General features: G+C 50.7%; 21 protein-coding genes. All 21 read right to left on the reverse strand.

The features are described from left to right. Complete coding sequence (gene fliP, locus MIB40_RS03035; protein ID WP_249690660.1) at window positions 1–750, reverse strand: flagellar type III secretion system pore protein FliP; 750 nt, start codon at window positions 748–750, stop codon at window positions 1–3. Then, window positions 747–1,169 (reverse strand): flagellar biosynthetic protein FliO, encoded by a 423-nt coding sequence (fliO, locus tag MIB40_RS03040; protein WP_249690663.1) that lies wholly within the window; start codon window positions 1,167–1,169, stop codon window positions 747–749. Before fliO ends, fliP begins: the two co-directional genes overlap by 4 nt. Beyond that, window positions 1,166–1,690: a flagellar motor switch protein FliN gene (gene fliN, locus MIB40_RS03045; RefSeq protein WP_406566429.1), complete on the reverse strand. Its 525-nt coding sequence runs from the start codon at window positions 1,688–1,690 to the stop codon at window positions 1,166–1,168. Before fliN ends, fliO begins: the two co-directional genes overlap by 4 nt. Before the next feature lie 14 nt (window positions 1,691–1,704). After that, on the reverse strand, window positions 1,705–2,670 hold the full coding sequence (gene fliM / locus MIB40_RS03050) for a flagellar motor switch protein FliM (RefSeq protein WP_249690664.1): 966 nt from the start codon (window positions 2,668–2,670) through the stop codon (window positions 1,705–1,707). A gap of 103 nt (window positions 2,671–2,773) precedes the next feature. Next, entirely contained in the window at window positions 2,774–3,301 is a 528-nt protein-coding gene (locus MIB40_RS03055; protein ID WP_249690666.1) for a flagellar basal body-associated FliL family protein, read from the reverse strand. 270 nt (window positions 3,302–3,571) lie between these two features. Then, window positions 3,572–4,768: a flagellar hook-length control protein FliK gene (locus MIB40_RS03060; RefSeq protein ID WP_249690668.1), complete on the reverse strand. Its 1,197-nt coding sequence runs from the start codon at window positions 4,766–4,768 to the stop codon at window positions 3,572–3,574. Between the two features lie 241 nt (window positions 4,769–5,009). Further along, window positions 5,010–5,456, reverse strand: coding sequence for a flagellar export protein FliJ (fliJ, locus tag MIB40_RS03065; RefSeq protein WP_249690670.1), 447 nt, complete (start codon window positions 5,454–5,456; stop codon window positions 5,010–5,012). 67 nt (window positions 5,457–5,523) lie between these two features. Next, window positions 5,524–6,828, reverse strand: a complete 1,305-nt coding sequence (gene fliI, locus MIB40_RS03070) for a flagellar protein export ATPase FliI (protein WP_249690794.1) — start codon at window positions 6,826–6,828, stop codon at window positions 5,524–5,526. A gap of 23 nt (window positions 6,829–6,851) precedes the next feature. After that, window positions 6,852–7,922 carry a flagellar assembly protein FliH gene (locus MIB40_RS03075; RefSeq protein WP_249690672.1) on the reverse strand — a complete coding sequence of 357 codons (1,071 nt, stop codon included), beginning with the start codon at window positions 7,920–7,922 and terminating at the stop codon, window positions 6,852–6,854. 29 nt (window positions 7,923–7,951) lie between these two features. After that, complete coding sequence (gene fliG, locus MIB40_RS03080; RefSeq protein WP_249690796.1) at window positions 7,952–8,941, reverse strand: flagellar motor switch protein FliG; 990 nt, start codon at window positions 8,939–8,941, stop codon at window positions 7,952–7,954. Between the two features lie 55 nt (window positions 8,942–8,996). Continuing rightward, window positions 8,997–10,703, reverse strand: coding sequence for a flagellar basal-body MS-ring/collar protein FliF (gene fliF / locus MIB40_RS03085; RefSeq protein WP_249690682.1), 1,707 nt, complete (start codon window positions 10,701–10,703; stop codon window positions 8,997–8,999). Between the two features lie 23 nt (window positions 10,704–10,726). Further along, entirely contained in the window at window positions 10,727–11,080 is a 354-nt protein-coding gene (gene fliE, locus MIB40_RS03090; protein ID WP_249690684.1) for a flagellar hook-basal body complex protein FliE, read from the reverse strand. A gap of 270 nt (window positions 11,081–11,350) precedes the next feature. Beyond that, window positions 11,351–12,793 (reverse strand): sigma-54-dependent transcriptional regulator, encoded by a 1,443-nt coding sequence (locus MIB40_RS03095; RefSeq protein ID WP_249690686.1) that lies wholly within the window; start codon window positions 12,791–12,793, stop codon window positions 11,351–11,353. Further along, window positions 12,790–14,121 (reverse strand): sensor histidine kinase, encoded by a 1,332-nt coding sequence (locus MIB40_RS03100; protein ID WP_249690688.1) that lies wholly within the window; start codon window positions 14,119–14,121, stop codon window positions 12,790–12,792. Before MIB40_RS03100 ends, MIB40_RS03095 begins: the two co-directional genes overlap by 4 nt. A gap of 302 nt (window positions 14,122–14,423) precedes the next feature. Further along, a complete protein-coding gene (locus MIB40_RS03105) occupies window positions 14,424–15,878 on the reverse strand; it encodes a sigma-54-dependent transcriptional regulator (protein WP_249690689.1) in 1,455 nt (484 codons plus the stop codon). Between the two features lie 361 nt (window positions 15,879–16,239). After that, window positions 16,240–16,554, reverse strand: coding sequence for a flagellar protein FliT (locus MIB40_RS03110; protein WP_249690691.1), 315 nt, complete (start codon window positions 16,552–16,554; stop codon window positions 16,240–16,242). A gap of 115 nt (window positions 16,555–16,669) precedes the next feature. After that, window positions 16,670–17,059, reverse strand: coding sequence for a flagellar export chaperone FliS (fliS, locus tag MIB40_RS03115; protein WP_249690693.1), 390 nt, complete (start codon window positions 17,057–17,059; stop codon window positions 16,670–16,672). A gap of 164 nt (window positions 17,060–17,223) precedes the next feature. Further along, window positions 17,224–17,604, reverse strand: a complete 381-nt coding sequence (fliS, locus tag MIB40_RS03120) for a flagellar export chaperone FliS (protein WP_249690695.1) — start codon at window positions 17,602–17,604, stop codon at window positions 17,224–17,226. 82 nt (window positions 17,605–17,686) lie between these two features. Then, entirely contained in the window at window positions 17,687–19,120 is a 1,434-nt protein-coding gene (gene fliD / locus MIB40_RS03125) for a flagellar filament capping protein FliD (RefSeq protein ID WP_249690697.1), read from the reverse strand. Between the two features lie 235 nt (window positions 19,121–19,355). Next, complete coding sequence (locus MIB40_RS03130; protein WP_249690699.1) at window positions 19,356–19,772, reverse strand: flagellar protein FlaG; 417 nt, start codon at window positions 19,770–19,772, stop codon at window positions 19,356–19,358. A 79-nt stretch (window positions 19,773–19,851) separates the two neighbouring features. Continuing rightward, entirely contained in the window at window positions 19,852–21,342 is a 1,491-nt protein-coding gene (locus tag MIB40_RS03135; RefSeq protein ID WP_249690701.1) for a flagellin, read from the reverse strand. Between the last annotated feature and the right edge of the window lie 48 nt (window positions 21,343–21,390).

The raw sequence follows: 21,390 nt of genomic DNA on the forward strand, positions 1-21,390 counted from the left end.
CTACACCCCGAAACTTGCCGCCATGGTACCAATGACCATGGCCCAACCATCGACTAACACAAACAACATAATCTTAAAGGGCAACGAAACAATGAGTGGAGACAACATCATCATACCCATAGCCATCAGAACACTGGCCACGACAAGGTCGATAATCAGAAAAGGAATAAACAGCATAAAACCGATTTGAAAGGCGGTTTTTAATTCGCTGGTGACAAAGGCTGGCACCAGAATATTCATGGGCACTTCAATCGCAGACGGGATATCTGTTTTACCGGATATTTTTACAAACAGATCCAGATCCGACTCCCGGGTTTGCGCCAGCATAAAGGACCTGAATGGCCCCATCGCCCTCTGCAGGGCTTCCAACGAACCTATTTCTTCGGCCAGATAAGGCTGCAGCGCCTGCTCATTGGCCTTATCCAATACAGGCGTCATGATAAAGAAGGAAAGAAACAGCGCCAAGCCAAGCAGGACCTGATTGGATGGCGTTTGTTGCAATCCGAGGGCCTGACGAAGAATCGAAAAAACAATAATGATGCGGGTAAATGAAGTCATCATCATGACAATGGCTGGCAGCAAAGTCAGCATCGTCATGATGGCTAAAATCTGAATAGTGACCGTATATTCCTGGTTACCATCAGCATTGGTCGTCACGGTCAGCGCTGGAACTCCCAACAACGTTTCAGCCTGTGCATGAACGGGCAACAATAATCCAACTAGAAGAAAACAGAACCCAAACAGTCTCATGAAGCACCGCCTCGCTTCACGATCTCCTGCAGTTTTTGAGCGAAATCACTGGCAGGCTCATCACTGTCTTCGATCACCGGCTCATCAAACACATGTAGCGTGTTAATCCTGCCAGGAGAGGCTCCCAACAAAATTTGTTTATCCCCCACCTTAACCAGCACAAGCCGATCTCTCGGACCCAAAGGTATGCCGGCTAACACCTTCAGCTTGCCGCCATGGCCGACCGTGATACCGCTGACCCTGCGCATTAACCAGGAGATCACAAAAATCAGCGCAACGACCAACAACAAACCGCCCAAGACCTGAACCATTGAGCCTGCACTCATAACCTCAGGTGAAGTTTTGGTCTTGATCTCCTCCGCGGCAACCGAAAATCCGGAGCAAAACAGTAACAGGATAACAAGGAGTCGACTGATCATTTTAACTTTTTAATGCGTTCGCTAGGGCTAACCACATCGGTTAAACGAATGCCAAATTTCTCGTTAACAACCACCACCTCTCCGTGTGCAATCAGGGTTCCGTTGACCGTAACATCAAGAGGCTCTCCTGCCAGACGGTCCAGCTCGATGACCGAGCCCTGATTAAGCTGCAACAGGTTTCGAATCGTAATATCTGTTCCACCGACTTCCATAGCAATGGTTACCGGAATATCAAGAATGACATCCAGATTTGGACCATCTTCGCTACCGGTAAAAACAGGCTGGGCTCCAACAGGTTCTTCCAATTGATCCATAACTGCGGGAGCAGGTTTCTCGGCCTCATTGAGTAAGGCATCAATATCTGCCTGATCACCACCATCACCAGACTCTTCCAGAGCTGCAGCCCATTCATCGGCCAAAGCCTGATCATCGCCGGCTTCTTCAACATTATTTTCTTCGCTCATGGACTCATTTCCACCGGTTTCTTCGTTAGTTTCAAGCTCATCATTATCATCCGCCATAACAGAATCCTCCCCTAGCCGGGACGCTCTATCGTATCAAGAACCTGCAATGCTAAATTTTCTCTAGAAATACCGAGCTTGGTTTTAAAGGTCGGTATCCCATTAGCTTGTAAAACAATATGCTCAGGCAGCTCTACCGGAATCACATCACCGGCCTTCATTTCAAGCACGTCCCGCAATGCAATTTTTCGGTCAACCACGGTTGCGGTCAGATCAACCCGGGCGGACATTATTTCTTCGCGCAAAGATCGAATCCAACGTTCATCACGATCATCGACATCGCTTTGCACCCCGGCATCGAGCACTTCCCGAATGGGCTCAATCATGGAATAGGGCAAGGTGACATGCATATCACCGCCTCCACCATCAAGCTCAATATGAAAGGTGCTCACCACAACCACTTCACTGGGGCTAACGATATTTGCCAGAGCCGGATTGACTTCAGAATTCACGTATTCGAAATCAAGCTTCATTACTGGCGCCCAAGCCTCTTTCAAATCGATAAAGACCTGCTCCAGCACCAGTTGCACGACCCTGTTTTCGGTCGGTGTAAACTCACGCCCCTCAATCTTGGCGTGCAAACCTTCACCGCCAAAAAAGTTGTCAACCAACTTAAAAACCAGCTTGGCATCCAGAATAAAAAGCGAAGTACCCCGTAAAGGTTTTACCTTGACCAAATTTAAGCTTGTGGGGACATAGAGGGTATGACCGTACTCACCAAACTTCATTACCTGGACACCGCCAACAGCCACATCGGCACTTCTTCTTAGCATATTAAACATGCTAATACGGGTATATCGGGCAAACCGCTCATTGATCATTTCAAGGGTCGGCATTCGCCCACGAACAATACGGTCCTGACTCGTTAAGTCATAAGATGAAATACCATCGGGTGATGCGTCTGTCTCAGTCTCAACATCGCCACCATCTACCCCGTGAAGTAGCGCATCTATCTCGTCTTGTGATAATAAATCTTGCACGATATGTTTCCCAACGAGCCATTATTCTTAATTGAACAGAAAAAACTCATATATCAAAGCTACTTGTCCAATTTATCCCTACCAATCTCTGATTAAAAATCAGTTACTGCATAACAAAATTAGTAAATAGTATGGCTTCGACAGATTCACTGCCGGTTTCCATTGCCATAATCTGCTTCACAGAGGCCAAAGCCTCGTCTTTAAGCTTTTGCTTACCCTCATTGGAAGCCAGGGCGTCAAAATCCTGCTGACCAATAACCAGATTCAAATTGTTTCTGATTAGAGGCAAGTGAGTTTCCAGCACTTTCAATGGTTCCTGCTCGCGCGCCATGATAGTGATATATAACTGCAAGTATCGCTGCCGACCACCCACATTAAAATCGACAATAAAGGGTTCCTCTAATTCAAAATAAAAGGCTTCTTTCGTACTACTTGTTTCACTTTCCTGAGTCTCATCAGTCTCAGTCACGGCAGCTTTATCCTCACCCATCAAGAGGAAATAGGTCGTACCTCCCCCAACACCACCCAGTAGCAATAACGCCAGCACAATAAATATAATGAGCTTCTTTTTACTGCCCGATGCCTGTTCTGCACCATTTTCCTGTTCACCGGCCTGATCATCATCTGCCATGTCAATTATCCGTCATAAGACCGCCATATCGCTCATTACTGCAAAAGCCAAGCCAACATAGCGAAACTAAAATCTGCTGATTCATTAAAAAATCAACTCGTGTTGCATGCCGGGCACCTCTGGATAACTCGGAGCTATCCTGGAACCACTTTATGCTTGATAGGAGTCTAATTTGAAGGTGGCGGAGTTGCCAGCAAAGCACGCCAGAAAACAGATAGGGCGGGTTCGGAGCTCCCAAACCCGCCCTGATCGCTTTACCCCCTCACAGGGTTAAGCGTAATAATCAACCAAGCCAAGACTCTGGGCCCCTGCAGCCATATTAACAGCCTCCTCATTGGCATTATCATCCTCCGAGCTCCCGGTCATAGAACCTCCAGGCCCCGAATCGGCATCCCCACTATCCCCAGTCGATTGCTGCTGAGCCAGATTTTGCTGGGATACATCGACATTAACCAATTGTAACCCCTGCTGATCAAACATTTCGCGAAGCCTCAACAACTGCTGTTCGAGCGCATCCCTTACTTGCCCATGCTGACTGGTAAATACGACGCTAGCCTGCTCACTATTGATGTTAATTTTAACCTCCAGCGGTCCCAATTCGGGAGGGTCCAGACGAATCTGGGCAGACTGCACGTTTTGGCTGCTCAACCACATCACTTTATCCACCACCGCTTCACCCCAACGTGCGGTCCCCACAGGCTGGGTTATTTCGGTCACCAAATGCTGCTGACCGCCGGGTTGAACTTCACGAGTCTGAATAGCGTAGCCGTTAGCCATAGGAACGACGTTGGTTTGCACCTGTGTATCCGCACCCGACGACAGACCTTCAATCGGTGCTAATACCGGATTCTGCAAAGCTTTGCCTTCAGATGAGTTTCGCTGTAGTAAAGCGCCCAGTTCTCCTGATGAACGACTATCAGGCAAACCCGTTTCGGTGATCGTCGCCAAGGGAGCCAGTGGATCGGTCCGAGACTTTATATCCGCTTTCTCTTGCTGCCCAGACAGGGGCCTCAATGTTTGAACCCAGCTAACTAACGATTTATCTTCAGCGTCGTCAGCGGCTGAATTGATAGCCTGGTAGGTCCCCGATACCGGAGCTGCCAACGGAGCGGCTGCCGTTTCAGTGTTCTCATCCGTCGAACCAACCGACGGCAAAGGCTGTTCAGCCTCCGGCAAGGCCTTGCCGCTTTGCAATGCCTGTAGTGCTTGCTGGACAAAGGGCGGCAACTGGGCCAACAGCTCTGAAAATTGCTCATCACTCAGGTTATCAAGACCTTCGGGGAACAGTTGCGCGAGAACTTCTGGCGGCAACATATCCTGAAGATTCTCTTTTAAATCAGCTAGTTGCGAGGGTGTAAAAGTAACCGGCTGCGCTTCTCCAGAACCGGGCATCACCCCGGAGGCGGTCGTCTGATCGGTGGTTGGTCTTGTTGCCGTGAACGATAAAAGTGCGGTTCCGTTTTGCATAACATAGTACTCACTGTCGGGTTACACGTTCAAAATAGCAATAAGTGGGCCAAAACTTGTATACGGTACATTTCTGAATAGTGTAGGGAGGAAAAGGGATAACTTGATCCAAATGAAAGTGACGGTAAAGCAATTTGAATCGCACTTCGATTGGGTTCGCTCTGCCCGGACGTGTTTTGATCAAGTCGGGTTAGGCTCCTGCCAAGCTTTCTATCCGTCAAAGACGCTCTGAATAAAAGCCTCAGCGCTTGATGTTATGGCCTCGGGCACTGCGGGTCGTGACCAACTCATCAATCTCTTTCTGTTCGCGCTGTTCCTCCCAGCGCCGCTCTTCAGTCAGATAGTTCTCGCGCAACTGGGTAATACTCATGGTTCTTCCCCGAGCAGAGATCCAGTGCTGACGAAGCTGCTGCATATGGGCATTCACCCTTTCTATTTGAGCTTGTTGTTCATTAATTGCTTCACTGAGCTTGCCGATAAATTGCGACATCTGCTGCAGCTGCTGCACGCTTGAGACCTGCTTTTCCCGAACCTGTCGATGGTATTCCTGCTGGTAGGACTGCAACTGTTCCAGCTTCTGCTGTTCCTCGTGCAAGCGAGCGTTCATTTGCTTAAAAAGCTGGGCGGCTTTTTCTTCATCGGCAGCGGTCACCTGCAACACCGTGTCCATGCGAGTCGATCGTTTCATACTCTACAGCACCTCCACAGCTCAGCATTCCTCGTAGACAAGGCTATCCTTTGAGCGGCCAGATCCATTAGTCACCCATAACCGTACGTAATCCCGACAGGCTATCCTCAAAACCCAGGTTTTCCCGTAAGCCTTGTTGCAGGAAACTGCGCATAACCGGGTTACGAGCTATGGCATCATCGATCATGGGATCACTGCCGGCGTTGTAAGCCCCAATGGCAATCAAATCTCGATTCTTCTCATACAAAGAGTAGATATGCTTGAAGGTTTGGGCCAGAGAGAGGTGCTCATCAGAAACGATTTGAGGCATAGCCCGGCTGATGGATGCTTCTATATCGATCGCTGGATAATGCCCTGCCTCCGCAAGCCGTCGAGACAAGACAATATGTCCGTCCAGTATGGCTCTGGAAGCATCAGCTATAGGGTCCTGTTGATCATCACCCTCTGCCAATACCGTATAAAACGCGGTTATGGAGCCACTGCCGCTGGCACCGTTACCCGCGCGCTCAACCAATTGCGGTAATTTGGCAAACACAGAGGGGGGGTATCCCTTGGTAGCCGGGGGCTCTCCCACCGCAAGGGCAATTTCACGCTGAGCCTGTGCGTATCGGGTCAGGGAATCCATAAGCAACAACACGCTCTTGCCCTGGTCACGGTAATATTCTGCGATCCGGGTACATAACATGGCCCCACGCAATCGCATCATTGGTGAATCATCTGCCGGTGATGCCACCACTACTGAACGGGCCAAGCCCTCAGAGCCGAGAGTTTCTTCGATAAACTCTTTAACTTCTCGACCCCTTTCTCCAATCAGGCCAACAACCGTAACATCGGCACTGGTGAAGCGGGTCATCATACCCAACAGCACACTCTTACCAACCCCACTGCCCGCAAACAAACCAAGCCGCTGCCCACGCCCCACCGACAGCAATGAGTTGATAGAGCGTATTCCCACATCCAGAGTATCGGAGATAGGCTGTCGGCTAAGCGGGTTGATAGACTCCCCCGTAAGCGGCACATAATCATCGGCATCCAGAGCACCCTTGCCATCCAATGGCTTGCCCAAGCCATTAATGACCCGCCCCAACATACCCATACCTACCGGCACCAGACTCTCACTTTCCTGGGGTATCACGCGCGCTCCGGGTTGAATTCCAGGCGCCGATTCAAGTGGCATAAGAAAAACACGCTTGTCATCGAACCCCATCACAACGGCTTCAATATAGCCGCCCTCGTGGGTCTCAATCAGACAGCGTTTACCGGTGGAAACCTTGCAACCCACCGCTTCAAGAGTAAGCCCGACCATGCGGGTAAGACGCCCAGCTACGACAGGATCAGAGACGGGCGTAAGGCTGTTCTGATAAGCCGCCATGCGGTCGGAAAACTGAACCCGTTTCACTGCGAATTCTCATCAGGCGGTGACGAGGAAGGCGGTACAAGCGCCTCTGAACCCGTTTTATCAACCTCAACATTCGATGCCCCGGATTTACTGGCAACCACCTCATCAGAAAGTGCATCCTCTGTTGATGCTGTCATGCTATCTTGAGATTCCACCGGTTGAGTTTGAGGCTCGGAGGCAAGTTCCTCATCCAGCTCAGCTTGAGACAGTTCAATGTGCTGCTCAACCTCGGCCAGGCTTTGTTGTTGCTGCTGGGCTATCTGCCCATGGGTATGCAGATGCTGCTCGGCAACCTGCTGGGCTATCATTTCAACCTTCTTCTCGATCGAAATATCGATCAAACTGTCATTGGTCTCGATGCGACAGCCACCTGGCGAGAGGCTGGCGTCGGGGAGAATTTGCCAATCCCCCTGAAGCTCATCGCACAGTTTTTGCACAACCGCTTGATCATGAGGATTGATGTGTACGCGAATCGTATCGGTATCCAGAGGCAACTGCTTAATCGCCTCGCGGCACAGATTCTCTATTTGTGAAGAATCCAGCATCAACTCACGACCGATGACCTCTTTCGCAATGGATAATGACAATTCTGCCAACGCCCGGGTAATGGCTTCATCCTGATCGATAATAGGATGAACCAGTTGCCGGCTCAGTTCAGCAATCATATCGCCCTGGCGTTTCAGCTGGGCGTCAAATCGTTGACTGGCTTCCCTTTCAGCCCTTTCAATGCCAATACTCTCACCCTGCTTTTCACCATCTCGCTTGCCCAGGGAAAAGCCTTCGTCATAACCCGCCTGTTTGCCTTCGGCAAAGCCTTCCACATAAGCCTCTTCACGAGCAACTTTCAACTGTTGCGCCTGGGTCTGAGCAGGCTGTTCCGGGGTTACGGCCATGTCAGGATGTTTTTGAGCTTTCGGCTTACGACGAAACCCCGCGCGATCTTCTTCTACTCCCTCGCGCTCCACCACATGGGACGAGGCCTGAAATGCGGGCAAGACAACGGTTTTCACGCCTGCCATTTTTTCAGCGGGAATCAGTGAACCGAAAGGGTTTGTTTTCGCTGTCATGATTAATTATTCCTCGCCGTAGCGGATCTTTACAGCATCTCCTCGCCGCCTTTGCCACCCAGTACGATTTCACCAGACTCAGCCATACGCCTGGCAATGGTGAGAATCTCTTTTTGCGCCGTTTCCACTTCACTCAGGCGCACCGGTCCTTTCGCTTCCAGGTCATCCATTAACAACTCGGAAGCACGCTTGGACATATTCTTGAATATCTTATCCTTAACCTTCTCATCCGCACCTTTGAGCGCCAGGATCAAGACATCGGAAGAGACTTCGCGCAACAGCGCCTGAATGCCACGATCATCAACATCCCCCAAATTATCGAAGACAAACATCAGGTCTTCTATCTGGGTACAAAGGTCTTCGTCGACCTCTTTAATAGAGTCCATCAGTTGGCCTTCAATAGAACTCTCAACGAAGTTCATAATATCGGCGGCCACTTTAACGCCGCCCATAGTCGTGGTTTGCGAACCGCTGCGGCCAGAAAACTGGCGTTCAAGAATATCGTTCAGTTCCTGCAAGGCGGCTGGCTGAACGGTCGACAATCCGGCAACACGCAAAACAATATCGAGGCGAACCTTAGGGTCAAAGTAGCTGAGAATTTCTGCCGCCTGATCCGAATCCAGATAAGCAACAACAATCGCCTGTATTTGGGGGTGCTCGTAACGAATCACGTCGGCAACGGCTCGAGCTTCCATCCATTTGAGCGTATCCAGTCCGGTAGTGTTGCCACCGAGTAAGATACGATCAATCAAACCACTGGCTTTGTCTTCACCAAGCGCCGTGGTCAACATATTACGAATATAGCCATCGACCCCTACCCCAAGGCCGGTTTCCTCCCGAGCAATTTCGATAAAATATTTCAAAACCGAATCGACTTCTTCGCGGTTGATGTTTTCCATCTGGGCCATGGCCGCACCGACACGCTGCACTTCCTTGGGCCCCATGTGCTTAAGCACTTCGGCAGCATCTGCCTCACCCAAGCTCATCAGGAAAATAGCCGAGCGCTGTATGCCGCCCATTTTACTGGCCAACTCAGCAGGGTTTTTGGTCACCGGGTCGGTGGCCGAAGGAAGTTTATCGTTCATCGTCTGATACCCATTGCTTGATCACCTGGGCAACCCGCCCGGGGTCTTCAGCAACCAAGCCTTTGACCGCGTTTAATTGTTGCTCATAGCCCTCGTGGGGGCCCGGTAATAATACGCCTCCTGCGCCACTAAGGGTAACACGGTCATCATCCAGCCCTGCTTCTCCACCGCTAGCAGCATCCAGCGCATCAAGGTCTTCCGCGCCGATGCTGGCATCACTTGGGCCGCCGCTGTTCATGATATTTTTAATCATCGGGCGCACAAAGCCGAACAGCAGGATTAACAAGAACAGACCACCACCCACCTGTTTGGCAATTTCCCAGAACCAGGGTTCCGTATAAAAAGGAATTTCTGGCAAGGCCTCCTCGGGCACCGCACGGAACGCAGAGTTAATAACATTAACGCTGTCACCTCTGCTGACATCGAAGCCCACAGCATCCTTCACCAAGAGGGTGAAACGATCCAGATCGTTTTGACTCCAGGGAATCTGAGTCACCTCGCCCGTCTCAGGATTAACTTCCGTCATATCATTGATGACCACCGCGACGGACAAGCGACTGATACGACCCTGTTGAAAACGGGTATGGCTAATGGTCTTATCCAACTCGAAATTACGCGCCGCACGAGAGCGGGAATCCTGAGGGGGAGCTTGGGCCGCTTCCCCTTCAGCACCTTCCACCTGTTCGGGAACGGACACCTCACCGGGAGGCTGGTTCGAGAGTGCGCCAGGAATTCCACCCTGGTTCTGGGCACCACTGCGCAACTCATCCAGAGTTTGTTCGCTACGCAAAGCCGGCGCATCCGGATTGTATTGTTCGGACGTCTGCTCTACCGCCGTAAAATCGACCCTGGCAGAAACTTCCGCCTGATAATTATCGTTACCCAATACCGGCGTCAAAATATTGTGCACGCGTCGAGCCAGTGTATCTTCTAACTTTTTCGTGTACTCGAGTTGCTGATTGGCCTGTTTGAGCTCTGACTCTTTCTCGGTGTCAACCACCGATAGCAGAGTACCGTTTTGATCAACAACGGTAACCTCTTCACTGGTCATTTCCGGCACGCTTGAGGCGACCAGGTTCATGATGGCGGTCACCTGTTGCGGAGCAAGCCCACGAGCGCCATAGAGTTCAACAAAAACCGAGGCTGAGGGTTTTCTAGGGTCACGCACAAACACGGATCGCTTCGGAATCGCCAGATGAACTCGCGCATTACGTATGTTGTACAGGCTAGCGATAGTGCGCGCCAGTTCCCCTTCAAGCCCACGTCGATAACGGATATTTTCCATGAACTGACTGGTGCCCAGCCCTTGTTCTTTGTCGAGCAATTCCATTCCAATGGTACGATCACCCGTAATACCCGCCGCCGCCAACGTCATACGTGCCTTGGCAATCTCCTGCGAGGATACGAGTATTGCACCGGTATTGGGCTCGATGCGGTAATGAATATTGCCTTCCTGCAAGGATTGCACAACCTGAGCAGAGTCAAAATCCTGCAAGTTACCGTAAAGCGGTTGATAATCAGGTTTTTGAGTCCAGAGCACGACAGCAAAGCCGACCGCCACACTGGCTGCCAGACCAATCATTAAGCCAACCTGGCGCATCACACTCAGGTCGCCCAGGGATGAAAACACATTACTCGCAGCTGGCGTGTCAGTTGGCACTACTTCGGTTCCTGCATCACTTGTTACGGCCGCCATATCAAAGTCCTGTTGCTAGCGCCTTAGATCGGCATCTTCATTATGTCTTCGTACGCATTGACCAACTTGTTGCGCACTTCGCTCATTGCCTGAAACGAGATGCTGGCCTTTTGAGCAGCGATCATTACGTCGGGCAAATCGATATTGGCATCACCTCGCTCGAACGCGGTTCGCATTTGATTGGCTACCTGTTGCTGTCCATTGACGGCGTCGATCGCATTCTTAAACAGCTCGGAAAAATCCGGTGCCTGGGAACTCTCTTTACCAGCAACCTGCTCGCTAACAGAGGGCATTGCCGGCTGAATACGCGTTTGCGCTTCGGCTTGCATGGATCGCATTTCCAGCATCATGCGGCTCATTTCAACCTGTTGCGACATAGGATTCCCCTTACTCTTCTTTTATCGGATTACTAGACCCATATTAAATCCACCGATGCTGTTTTAATTCGCTCCTGCGAGAAAAAACCAACCAAACATTGCCATAAAATTGTCAATCAACGTTGAGCCTCTCAACCAACAATCCCTATAAACGACAAAATGTTGTCAGCATCGATCATTACCCAGTGCTTGTGCATAAAACAGGCCAGAAACCAGCCTCACAGACAAATGCTTTGCTAGGGCCATATTTAACCAACCCAACAACCCGTTTTAACTGGCCAGGGCCGCATCGAGGTCAAAACCCTCGTCGCGCATTTTGGCCAACTTATAACGCAAGGTACGAGCGCTAATTCCGAGTATCTGTGCCGTCTCTTTCCGGCTGCCTCGTTGCTCTTTGAGCACATTAACTATCAGTTGATATTCATGACTTTTCATATCTTCGCCAAGGTCGGTCATGCCGGCAGCCTCGGTCGAAATGTGATCGTCAGCCATGAACGAAGGTGCTGAGGCAATTTCACCAGAGACCAGAGAGGGCTGCGGGCAGGGAAAAGAATTGGTGGGTGCAGTCATCGCAAGCGGAGAGCGCACACCTGGCAAACAGAGATCTTCAGCGCTGATCTCACCACTTTGATGGAGTATCAATGCTCGCTGCACGGCATTGTCCAGTTCACGAACATTTCCCGGCCATTGATGCACCAACAAAGCCGTGCAGGCCGAATCACTCAAACGGGGTGCTGGCTGGTGCATTTTTGTACTATGTACCTGAATTAAACGCCGAGCCAACGGAATGATGTCTGCGGTTCTTTCTCTCAATGGCAGCCATTGCACAGGGAAAACACAGAGTCGATAATAAAGATCTTCCCGAAATCGACCTCCTGCGACCTCATTGGCCATATCGCGGTTGCTGGTTGCAATGACCCGGACATCCAGAGACAGGGTTTTCCGCCCACCGACACGCTCGACTTCACGCTCTTGCAACACGCGCAGTAATTTGGCCTGCAATCCCAGATCCATTTCCGAGATTTCATCCAGCAGGATAGTGCCACCATCGGCCATTTCAAATTTGCCCGGTGCGCTGTTATAGGCGCCCGTGAAGGCACCTTTTTCGTGACCAAAAAGCGTTGCTTCCAACATGTTTTCCGGGATCGCCGCACAGTTAATAGCTACGAAAGGCTTACCGGCACGAGGGGAGTTTTGGTGGATATAGCGAGCCAGTACCTCTTTACCGGTCCCACTTTCACCCGAGATCAACACCGTGGCATCAGAGCCCGCAACGCGGCGAGCCAACGCTAAAACCTGCTGGCTACTGGTTTCAACCGCGACCGGTTGATCATCATCCGAATTTCGTTCTGCCAGCGTAACCCGCTTGATTAAAGCCAGTAGCGCTTTGGGTTCAAAAGGTTTTAGCAGATAATCTACCGCGCCCTGCTTCATCGCCTCTACCGCCCGATTGACACTGCCATACGCGGTCATCAACAAAACGGGAATCTGGGGATGATCCTTTTTGATACGACTAAGCAATTCATGCCCATCCATACCCGGCATGTTGACATCACTGATCACCAGATCGAAGTTCGATAACAACAATTGCTTGATGGCCTCTTCAGCACAATCCGCAGCACAGGCATCATAATCCGCCAACTCAAGGGTATCGAGTAAGGCCTCACGTAAATCCCGGTCATCTTCAACCACCAAAATGCGAGTAGAAGTCATAATGCTGTCTCCCTATTTGATTCAGCTTCCAGGTTTATCGATTCGTTCTCGGCTTTTACCGGCAAGCTAACTCGGGCGCAGGCACCCTCTCCCGGTTCGGAATCAATAGTAAATTCTCCCTGATGAGCGCGCACGATAGAACGAACCACAGCAATGCCGAGACCAGTACCTTTGGACTTGGTCGAAAAGAAAGGTTCACCCATTTTCTGGCCAGTGCTGGCGTCAAAACCGGGTCCCGAATCGGTCACCTCTATCTCAAGATTCCCCCCGTTTTGCTTCACTGAAAATGTAATGTCCGCATTCTGACCCACCGCTTCAACCGCATTATTGATGAGGTTTTGGAAGGCCCCCACCAGCGCATCCCGGTTGCAATAAATCTGCAAGCCTGGCTTGCAACCCAGTGTCCACTTCAAGCTGGACCCGGAAGAAATGATAACCGCTTCCGAACCCTGACGAATCTCTTGCACCAGCTGGCGTACGTCTATCAGATCGGACAAAGGCAACTCACCGCGGGCAAAAATCAACATATCACGAACCTGCTGCTCCAGGTTTTGTAAGCGAGACATGAGTTTGCCGGCAAATTTTTGTTGGCGTTCGAAATCAAGCTGCTGCTCGGCCAAATGGCCACCGTATAACATGGCGGCTGATAACGGCGTGCGTATTTGATGGGCCAGGGAAGCCACCATTTTTCCCATCGCAGAAAGCCGTTCATGACGACTCAGCTGCTGCTGCAAGCGTCGGGTTTCCGTCTGATCGGAGATCAGTATCAACTGACCCGGTTCATGCTCTAGCGAGCGTATCGAGACGCTGACCAGGCGACCATCTTTTAATGAAACCTCATGACCATCATGATGCTGGGGAGCAAAACAACGATCGATAACCTGTCGCCACAACTCTCCTTCCAAAGGCTCTCCCAGAAGCTCAATGGAGGCTGGATTACAACGCTGAACTCGACCCTTGCCATCCAACACCACTACCCCGGCAGGCAACAGGTCAAGGAGGCTTTGCAACTGACCGGCCAGCTGTTCCTTTTGCGTTAACTCCTGGAGGCGCTGCTGGCTTTCGCAGGCCAACTCTTGCTGCAAGGTTTCAACGCGGCTTTCTAACATCCGATAGGAGCCGGCCAGCTGCTTCGACATCTCATTGAATTGCTCAAAGGCGGATTCCAGCTCCCCCTTAGACTGGATAGGCTGCATCAAACGATCAATTGATTCCGTAAATGTCGGGGCCTGCCCGGTTGCTACAGCCGATTGTTGCGCAATTGATGGGCCTCTCCCCACGCCGGGTCCGGTGGTGCGTTTTCCAAGCGCATTAATCGATGTCGACATAACGGGGCTCTCGTGTTGTTCATTCGTAACAGCCACTATCAGCTGTGCCTGAACATCACAAAGCAATATATATACCCAGAATAATTTTCTTTTTTATATCAAACAGATAAACCTAACTAAAAGCAGAAGAACCGATCGACTGACAATAGTTTGACGAGCATTATTCAGAGCGAATGATGTCCTTAGAAGGGCCAGATTAGGCGAGGATAGAAGCAAGCGATCCGACGGGACCCGATCGCAGAACAATTTACCCTATTCTCGTCAAGCAATAGGGTAAATATCAGAAAAGGCTTACAAGGGCGCTATTCGCCCTTGCCATCACGGCGCTGGAGTCCATATTTGCGCATTTTTTCAACCAGCGTGGTGCGTCGTATATGCAATCGTTCTGCCGCTCGGGCTACCACATGATTGCTGTCATCCAGCGCCTGGCGTATCAGGCTGCATTCGAGATCTGTCAGATATTGCTTTAAGTTCAGGCCATTCACCGGTAACAGCGCCGGCCCATCCGCCAAGGGGGGCCGAGATCCCTGCTGGCCGGCAAACATGTCGATCAGGTCTGAATTGGTTTCATCCCCTTCGTCAATGTGCCGAAACTTTTTCGGCAATTCCATGGCACCGATAACACCATAGGGATGGGTGATCGCCAAACGCTCCACAAGATTTGCCAGCTCCCGTACATTTCCCGGCCAATCGTGCCGACACAGGGACATAATAGCGGCCGAGTTAAAGCGAATTGAACCTCGCTTTTCGATCTCCATGCGGGAAATCAGTTCGTTAAGTAACAAGGGAATATCTTCTACACGCTCACGCAAGGCAGGCATCTCGATGGGAAAAACGTTCAGACGGTAATAGAGATCTTCCCGAAAAGTGCCCTCTTCGATCATCTGCTCCAGATTACGATGCGTCGCTGTAATGATCCGGACATCACTGGAAATAGCCTTACTACCGCCGACCCTCTCGAAATTTTTCTCTTGCAGAACCCGCAGGATTTTTACCTGCATATTCAGCGGCATATCACCAATTTCATCCAGAAACAGCGTTCCTCCCTGGGCCAACTCAAAGCGACCCGCACGCGCCGCAATGGCTCCGGTAAACGCGCCTTTTTCGTGCCCAAAAAGTTCAGACTCCAGCAATTCGGCGGGAATAGCGCCACAGTTCACCGGTACAAATGGGCCATTGCGTCGATGGGAACTGAAGTGCAAGTTTCGAGCAACCACCTCTTTACCTGTGCCCGATTCTCCAGTAATCAATACCGTGACGTCCTTGTCAGCAACCTGCGTCATCATCTCGCGAACGGTTTGTACATGACGGCTGGTACCTACCAGTGAACGAAATAACTGGACTTCACGCTGTACACCCCGCCCTCGGCTTAGATCGTATTGCTCACGGTAGACCTGGGCGCGATGTAGACTATCTTGCAACTTGTTATAGCTTGGAGGCACTTCAACGACGGCAATCACCTGTTGCCTCAGACCGTCATCGACACCATCAAGCAGAGAACGCTCACCTAGCATCAATACCGGTACCGCTTCGTTCCAGTCTTTGAGCTTGGGCAGGATCCCTTTCAAGCCCTCTTTGACTTCACCCAGAACAACCGCTGTCAAATCCGGCTTTTCCTCCAACTCGTTCCAACTCTCTAACCACTCCTGACCACTACAAGCGAGAGCCTCCTCGCCAAGGAAGTCGAAAATCACTTTTAGATTCTGGCGTCGCTCATCGTTATCATCGATCAAGAGCAGTTTTATATCTCGCCACATAGCCCTGGCGCACTCCTTAAGCAGGTTAACAAGGTATCCATTGAGCTGCTCAACGGCTTACCTAATAGAGCTCTGATTGCACAAAACAGGGCAAACCAAGCGCTCGAATGAAAAAGTTTCAACAGCAATTACTATGAAGATTAGTCAGTTAGAGTGAGATTGTCAGGAAACATAATAAAAAAAACAATTTTTTGACAGTCAAAAGCCAACACACACCAAAGCCAATCACGTAGCCCCGTCAGAAATCTGACTTTTATATCAGGATCATAGGGTTCGATATATAAGTACTTTTCCGGCTATTGGTAGAGTGAGGGAGAGCCACCAAGGATATCAGGTGAGAAAAATCCTATCCCCACAAGCATCAAGTTTGGCTATAGGCTCGGGCAGCCTTGCCGGCTTGACGAGTCCGAACCAACTCCTCCCGCAGATCATCTCGGTGCTGCTGACATCGATTAACCAAGGCTTGATAGCTGTGTTGAAGCTCAATCAAAGCCTGGCCGAGCGCAGGATCGCTCTGCAAGCGTTCGGACAGTGCTTGCCCTTCCCCAGCCGCCTTCAAAGCCTGACGACACTGGGCATCAAGTGACGTCAAAGCCTCCCAGTTCTCCTGGGCTAAAGCCTGGTCAATCTGGCTGCAAAGCCTTTGAAAAGACTGGGGCGATGTGGTCACTGACATAATAACGCTCCAAAAGGGTACCGATTATTCACAGTTACAGAGTCCGTTGCGGACCGCAGTATAGTGAGATCGGCTCACTATTACGAGTACCCTTATGAGATTTCACTGAAAACGCTCAATCAACCTGATCGGCTATTCCATCCCATCCCTGTTTCACATTGCCTAACAATTGAGCAACTTCATTGATAATTTCAACGTCTGCGGTGCGGTTGGCCTCGTACAAGCGGCGCACCATATAATCGTAGAGGTCGTTCAGGGTAATGGCAACATCCCCCCCCTTGTCAAAATCCAGAGCCATCTGTAAGCCACCAATAATGGCAATGCTTTTACTCAAGAACTGACTGCGCAAGGCATCGTCATTGAGAGAAATCGCTCCCTTGGCCTGAGCCATTCGCTCCAAGCCACCTTCCATCAGCATCTGGATCAATCGGTGAGGAGAAGCGTCAGTCACACCGGTCTGGGTACGTACATTCTGATAACTTTTAATGGCCGCTGCACTGTTCATAGTTCGCTCAATTACCTTAATGAATCGCTCAATACTCAATGTATCGGCTGCCAGCAGATCGACTTTAATGATTCCAGACGTAAAAAAGAGCCTTGAGGCTCTTTTTAAAAAATCATTTTCGAAGTAAAAACTCCAGCAATGTTCGCTTTTACTATATACAGGAGTTAAGCCGATTTCATTTGTTCCGCCACACCATCCCAGGCATCACGCATATCACCCAACAGCTTGCTTACCTCAACCAACGAATCCAGGCTTTGATCAAGATAAAACTGCCCCAACCGTCGCGTCATATAGTCGTAAAGAGCATCCAGGTTATCGGCTATCTCGCCGCCCTTCTCCATATCCAGAGCCGCCTGAAGAAAGCCGATGATCGTTACTACATCACCCATCAACTCTCCACGCAGCGCCATATCCCCTTCTTTATGAGCTAATTGCGCCTGTTCCAGCTTAACAATGGCACCCTGCAATAACTTCTGCACTCTTTGATACGGAGGAATCTCTTGCGCACCTTCCACACTCTTATACATATCTGCCGGTGATTTCATTATCGACACTCGCTATCTTGAACTGTGATAAAACCCGCTCACTTAGACGATTACCAGAACGGGTTTACAATCATCAAAGAGTTTAATCAGAACTTTGCTTAACCACACCCGGCAAGTTTTTCAGCGCACCGGTAATATACTCCAGAGTATTGTTGTACTGCCCGACCAATTGATCCATGGCATAGAACTGGCTGTTCAAACGCTCTTCCATCTTCGCCACACGCAAGTTCAATGACAGACGATCATCATCGATCGACTCGATGCGGTTTTGCAGGCTATCAACCCGCTTACTCAAAACGCCACCGCTGCCTTCATAACTAGCTACGGTCTCACTTAAGCGCCCCATCAAGCCGTTTTCACCCGCCAAAAATTCACCAACGGCCGAATAATTATTATCCAGTTGATCGGTCAAAACGGAAGAATCCACTTCCAGGCGCCCTTCCTTGGTCGAGGTCACGCCCAGCTGCGACAAAGCCCCGATGGCTGAATCACCTGTAGGATCAATCAGCTCTGAACGAATCTGGCTAACCAGCTGACGCACCGACGCATCGCCAAGTAGAGCGCCCGTCACAGGGGCTGTCTCATCACCACCCACAGCCACTACTGCGGTTAGCTCCTTGGTGACATCAATCAGGGCGTTATAGGCCTCTACAAATTCGTTGATTCGGCCCTGTGGCCCCGCTTTATCCAGGGCAATTTTGGCACTGACCGTTTTCCCTGCGGCAATATCATCAGCACTTTGCGCCGCTTTCAAGTTCAGGGTCACCCCTTCGATGGCATCGCTAATGGTGTTGGAGGAACGGGTTACGGTAAGACCGTCGATTTTTATTACGGCATCGGTCGCTGCAGTTAACTCAAGAGAACCGTTTCCACTCAGTGGATCATAGACCAGGTCAGATAAACCGCCCCCAGCATCACCGGCGGCAGAATTACCATCATCATCATTGACGGTTAAACTGAGCTGATTGCTTAAACCCTGTTTGTCACTGCTGAGTACTAATCGGGCCCCACTATCGTCGGTCACGATGGTCGCCGTCACGCCCGTATTGTCCGACGCCTCGTTAATGGCATCTTTTATACCGGACAGAGTGTTATTGTCAGCACCGACCACAATGTCAAAGCTGTCAGCGCCCTGCCCAATCGTGATTGTCCCTGTACCAATCGCGGCTTCTGCGTCTGCAAAAGGACCCGTGGCAATTTTTTGCGCCTGGGCAAGCGATTCAACGGAAATATTGTAATTACCTGCGGTTGCTTCTTCCGTGGCCGTTAGCGTCAGAATATCGGTATCGCTGGATGCTGGCGTACGCTGATTAAACGAACTCAGATCGTCCAAACCATCGACGGCCGTTTTAAAGGCAGATACAGCGCCCATTAATTGACCCAACCCAGTGATCTGCTCGGTGGTATCACGTTCAATTCGATTAAGTTGAGCCGTCTTGGGTGCCTTTTCGGCATCCACGAGCGCTTTCACGATGGTTGGAATATCCAGACCTGAGTTAACACCACCTATAGACACGATCTTCTACCTCTTACTATGCGAATGATGCCAAGCAAATGGCTCTTTCCCCCCAATGGGTCAAATAATTACCGCAAACAATAAAAAGGCAATTCCTGTGCCAGCCCTGTGTTCGAAGTCTTTGCTCCTGGTTAGAATTACTCAAGGATGGGTCTTGAAAAAGACTACACCTTCGGGCAACACGGCAAAGTCAATGGCCTGAATTTTAAGGCCTTGGCCTCAAACAACTGCTCTATCAAGCCTTGGCTTCAAATAACAAACTGCGGGCTTCGGTTAATCGTTCAGCCAGCGCTAAGGCTTCCTCAGAAGGGATCTGTCGAATCATTTCCCCGGTTTTTCGATCCGTTACCTGAACCACAACCTTGCCAGCATCATCGTCAACTTTGAAATTCAAATCTCGACGGATATCCTGCACAAAATCGTTGAGATCCGATACGGCATTATCCACGTCAACACGGTCCGTTTGCTGCTGTTCGCGTTCAGCCTGTGTCTCTCTCTTTGCACGAGCCTGCTGCAAAGCATCGGCCTCTGACGCTTGTGAAACCGGTGCAGCTTTCGGCTGCTGGACGACCTGATCGGCAACTTTGATCTTGCTACTTGCCGCTACGTCGACGCCAACCGAAGCCGCGCCTATTGTGCTATTAACGTCCATAACTCACCTCTTTGCACCGTCTTATGCGAACAGGGAAGAGGTTGCCCTCTTCCCGTTCAGTCTAGCGCAAAGCGCTCTATTAGCCTAACAGTGACAGTACGGCCTGTGGCAACTGGTTAGCCTGAGCTAACACAGAGGTACCGGCCTGCTGAAGCACCTGGTTTTTTGCCAGCTCTGAGGTTTCAGCGGCGTAGTCGGTATCTTTGATCCGGCTACGGGCCGCAGAAGCGTTCTCGGAGATGCTTTGCAGGTTGGAGATGGTGTTCTCAAACCGGTTTTGCACCGCACCAAGATCAGCTCGCTGTCCATCGATCTGCTGGATCGCATTATCGACAACAAAGATGGCTTGTTGAGCACCGTACGCTGTACTGATATCGATATCAGCAGCATTGCTCAGCGCACCTGTAGCGGCAGACAGGAATTCCAGAGGATCACCACCACCTGCGGCTGCGATTGAGTAGGTATTAGGTGAATCAAGCTGCACGGCACCCGTAGCTACAGCTGATGCAGCCGTTACTGCTACAGTAGTACCCAGCACCGTTGAACCGTCGGTCGGGTCATAAGTACCCAGCGTTGCAGTTGCACCACCGGCCGCGTTAGCACCGGTAACAGACACACTGGAACCGTCAGCCGCGGTTAAACGAATGCTGCCATCGTTTTGTAAGGTAGCCGTCAAGCCAGAGCCACCGGCGTTGTTTACGGCGTTAACAACCGTCTCAGCATCGGCCACACCGACCAAGTCGATCAACGTATCAGCGGTACCAGGAGTACCGGCGGTCGCCAAAGTAGTGGTATCGTCTTTGTAAACACCAATACTCAGGTCGATGGTAGCGGCACCACCAACAGCCAAAGCCAGATTCGCATCGGTACGCGCCGTTGCTTTAACACCAGATTCGGTAGCGTTGATCTTGTTAGAAATTTCTCGGGCCGTATCCTGAGCCAGAATACCCTGGGTGGTAAATACCTTACCGCCAGCGTTGATATCAAAGCTGTCCGCAGTAAAAGTACCAGCTGCGGTTGCCAGACCAGCGACGGTACCCTCACCCTGCACCTGATAGGAACCGATGTCGGTAGCCGAGGCACTGTTGAGGGTAATACCGATGGTTTCATAAGCCTGGGCACCCACCTGGAAGTCGGAAGTACCAAAGCTACCATCGAGCAACTTACGACCACCGAAGGTGGTGGTGTCAGCGATACGGGTCAATTCAGCCTGCAATGCCGCCACTTCTTTTTGCAGTGCCGCACGATCAGTGGAGTCGTTAGAACCGTTAGCGGACTGGATAGAGAGGTCACGCATACGCTGCAGAATATCGGTAGACTGCTGCAACGCACCTTCAGCGGTTTGCGACAGGGAAATACCGTCATTCGCATTACGAGTCGCCTGATTAAGACCATTGATCTGAGAGGTCAAACGGTCAGATATCTGCAAGCCCGCTGCGTCATCTTTTGCACTGTTGATACGAAAGCCGGTAGACAGTCTTTGCAAGGACACGTCCAGGGCATCTGAAGAATTAGTGAGGTTACGCTGAGTGTTCAGCGACGCCACATTGGTTTGTACTGTTAAAGCCATGATGTTATCTCCTGTAATCCCGTGCCTGGACGGCGCGGTTAACCATTT

The organism is Aestuariirhabdus haliotis, assembly GCF_023509475.1.
In the GTDB taxonomy this organism is placed as follows: Bacteria; Pseudomonadota; Gammaproteobacteria; order Pseudomonadales; family Aestuariirhabdaceae; genus Aestuariirhabdus; species Aestuariirhabdus haliotis.

Coding starts and splice junctions, on each gene's coding strand:
- fliO (WP_249690663.1), bottom strand. CDS start 1,169: ATGATCAGTCGACTCCTTGTTATCCTGTTACTGTTTTGCTCCGGATTT.
- fliJ (WP_249690670.1), bottom strand. CDS start 5,456: ATGAAACGATCGACTCGCATGGACACGGTGTTGCAGGTGACCGCTGCC.
- fliI (WP_249690794.1), bottom strand. CDS start 6,828: ATGGCGGCTTATCAGAACAGCCTTACGCCCGTCTCTGATCCTGTCGTA.
- MIB40_RS03105 (WP_249690689.1), bottom strand. CDS start 15,878: ATGTGGCGAGATATAAAACTGCTCTTGATCGATGATAACGATGAGCGA.
- fliS (WP_249690695.1), bottom strand. CDS start 17,604: ATGAAATCACCGGCAGATATGTATAAGAGTGTGGAAGGTGCGCAAGAG.
- MIB40_RS03060 (WP_249690668.1), bottom strand. CDS start 4,768: ATGCAAAACGGAACCGCACTTTTATCGTTCACGGCAACAAGACCAACC.
- fliP (WP_249690660.1), bottom strand. CDS start 750: ATGAGACTGTTTGGGTTCTGTTTTCTTCTAGTTGGATTATTGTTGCCC.
- MIB40_RS03135 (WP_249690701.1), bottom strand. CDS start 21,342: ATGGCTTTAACAGTACAAACCAATGTGGCGTCGCTGAACACTCAGCGT.
- fliF (WP_249690682.1), bottom strand. CDS start 10,703: ATGGCGGCCGTAACAAGTGATGCAGGAACCGAAGTAGTGCCAACTGAC.
- fliG (WP_249690796.1), bottom strand. CDS start 8,941: ATGGGCGGCATACAGCGCTCGGCTATTTTCCTGATGAGCTTGGGTGAG.
- fliN (WP_406566429.1), bottom strand. CDS start 1,690: ATGGCGGATGATAATGATGAGCTTGAAACTAACGAAGAAACCGGTGGA.
- MIB40_RS03055 (WP_249690666.1), bottom strand. CDS start 3,301: ATGGCAGATGATGATCAGGCCGGTGAACAGGAAAATGGTGCAGAACAG.
- fliE (WP_249690684.1), bottom strand. CDS start 11,080: ATGTCGCAACAGGTTGAAATGAGCCGCATGATGCTGGAAATGCGATCC.
- MIB40_RS03130 (WP_249690699.1), bottom strand. CDS start 19,772: ATGGACGTTAATAGCACAATAGGCGCGGCTTCGGTTGGCGTCGACGTA.
- MIB40_RS03110 (WP_249690691.1), bottom strand. CDS start 16,554: ATGTCAGTGACCACATCGCCCCAGTCTTTTCAAAGGCTTTGCAGCCAG.
- MIB40_RS03095 (WP_249690686.1), bottom strand. CDS start 12,793: ATGACTTCTACTCGCATTTTGGTGGTTGAAGATGACCGGGATTTACGT.
- fliS (WP_249690693.1), bottom strand. CDS start 17,059: ATGAACAGTGCAGCGGCCATTAAAAGTTATCAGAATGTACGTACCCAG.
- MIB40_RS03100 (WP_249690688.1), bottom strand. CDS start 14,121: ATGTCGACATCGATTAATGCGCTTGGAAAACGCACCACCGGACCCGGC.
- MIB40_RS03075 (WP_249690672.1), bottom strand. CDS start 7,922: ATGACAGCGAAAACAAACCCTTTCGGTTCACTGATTCCCGCTGAAAAA.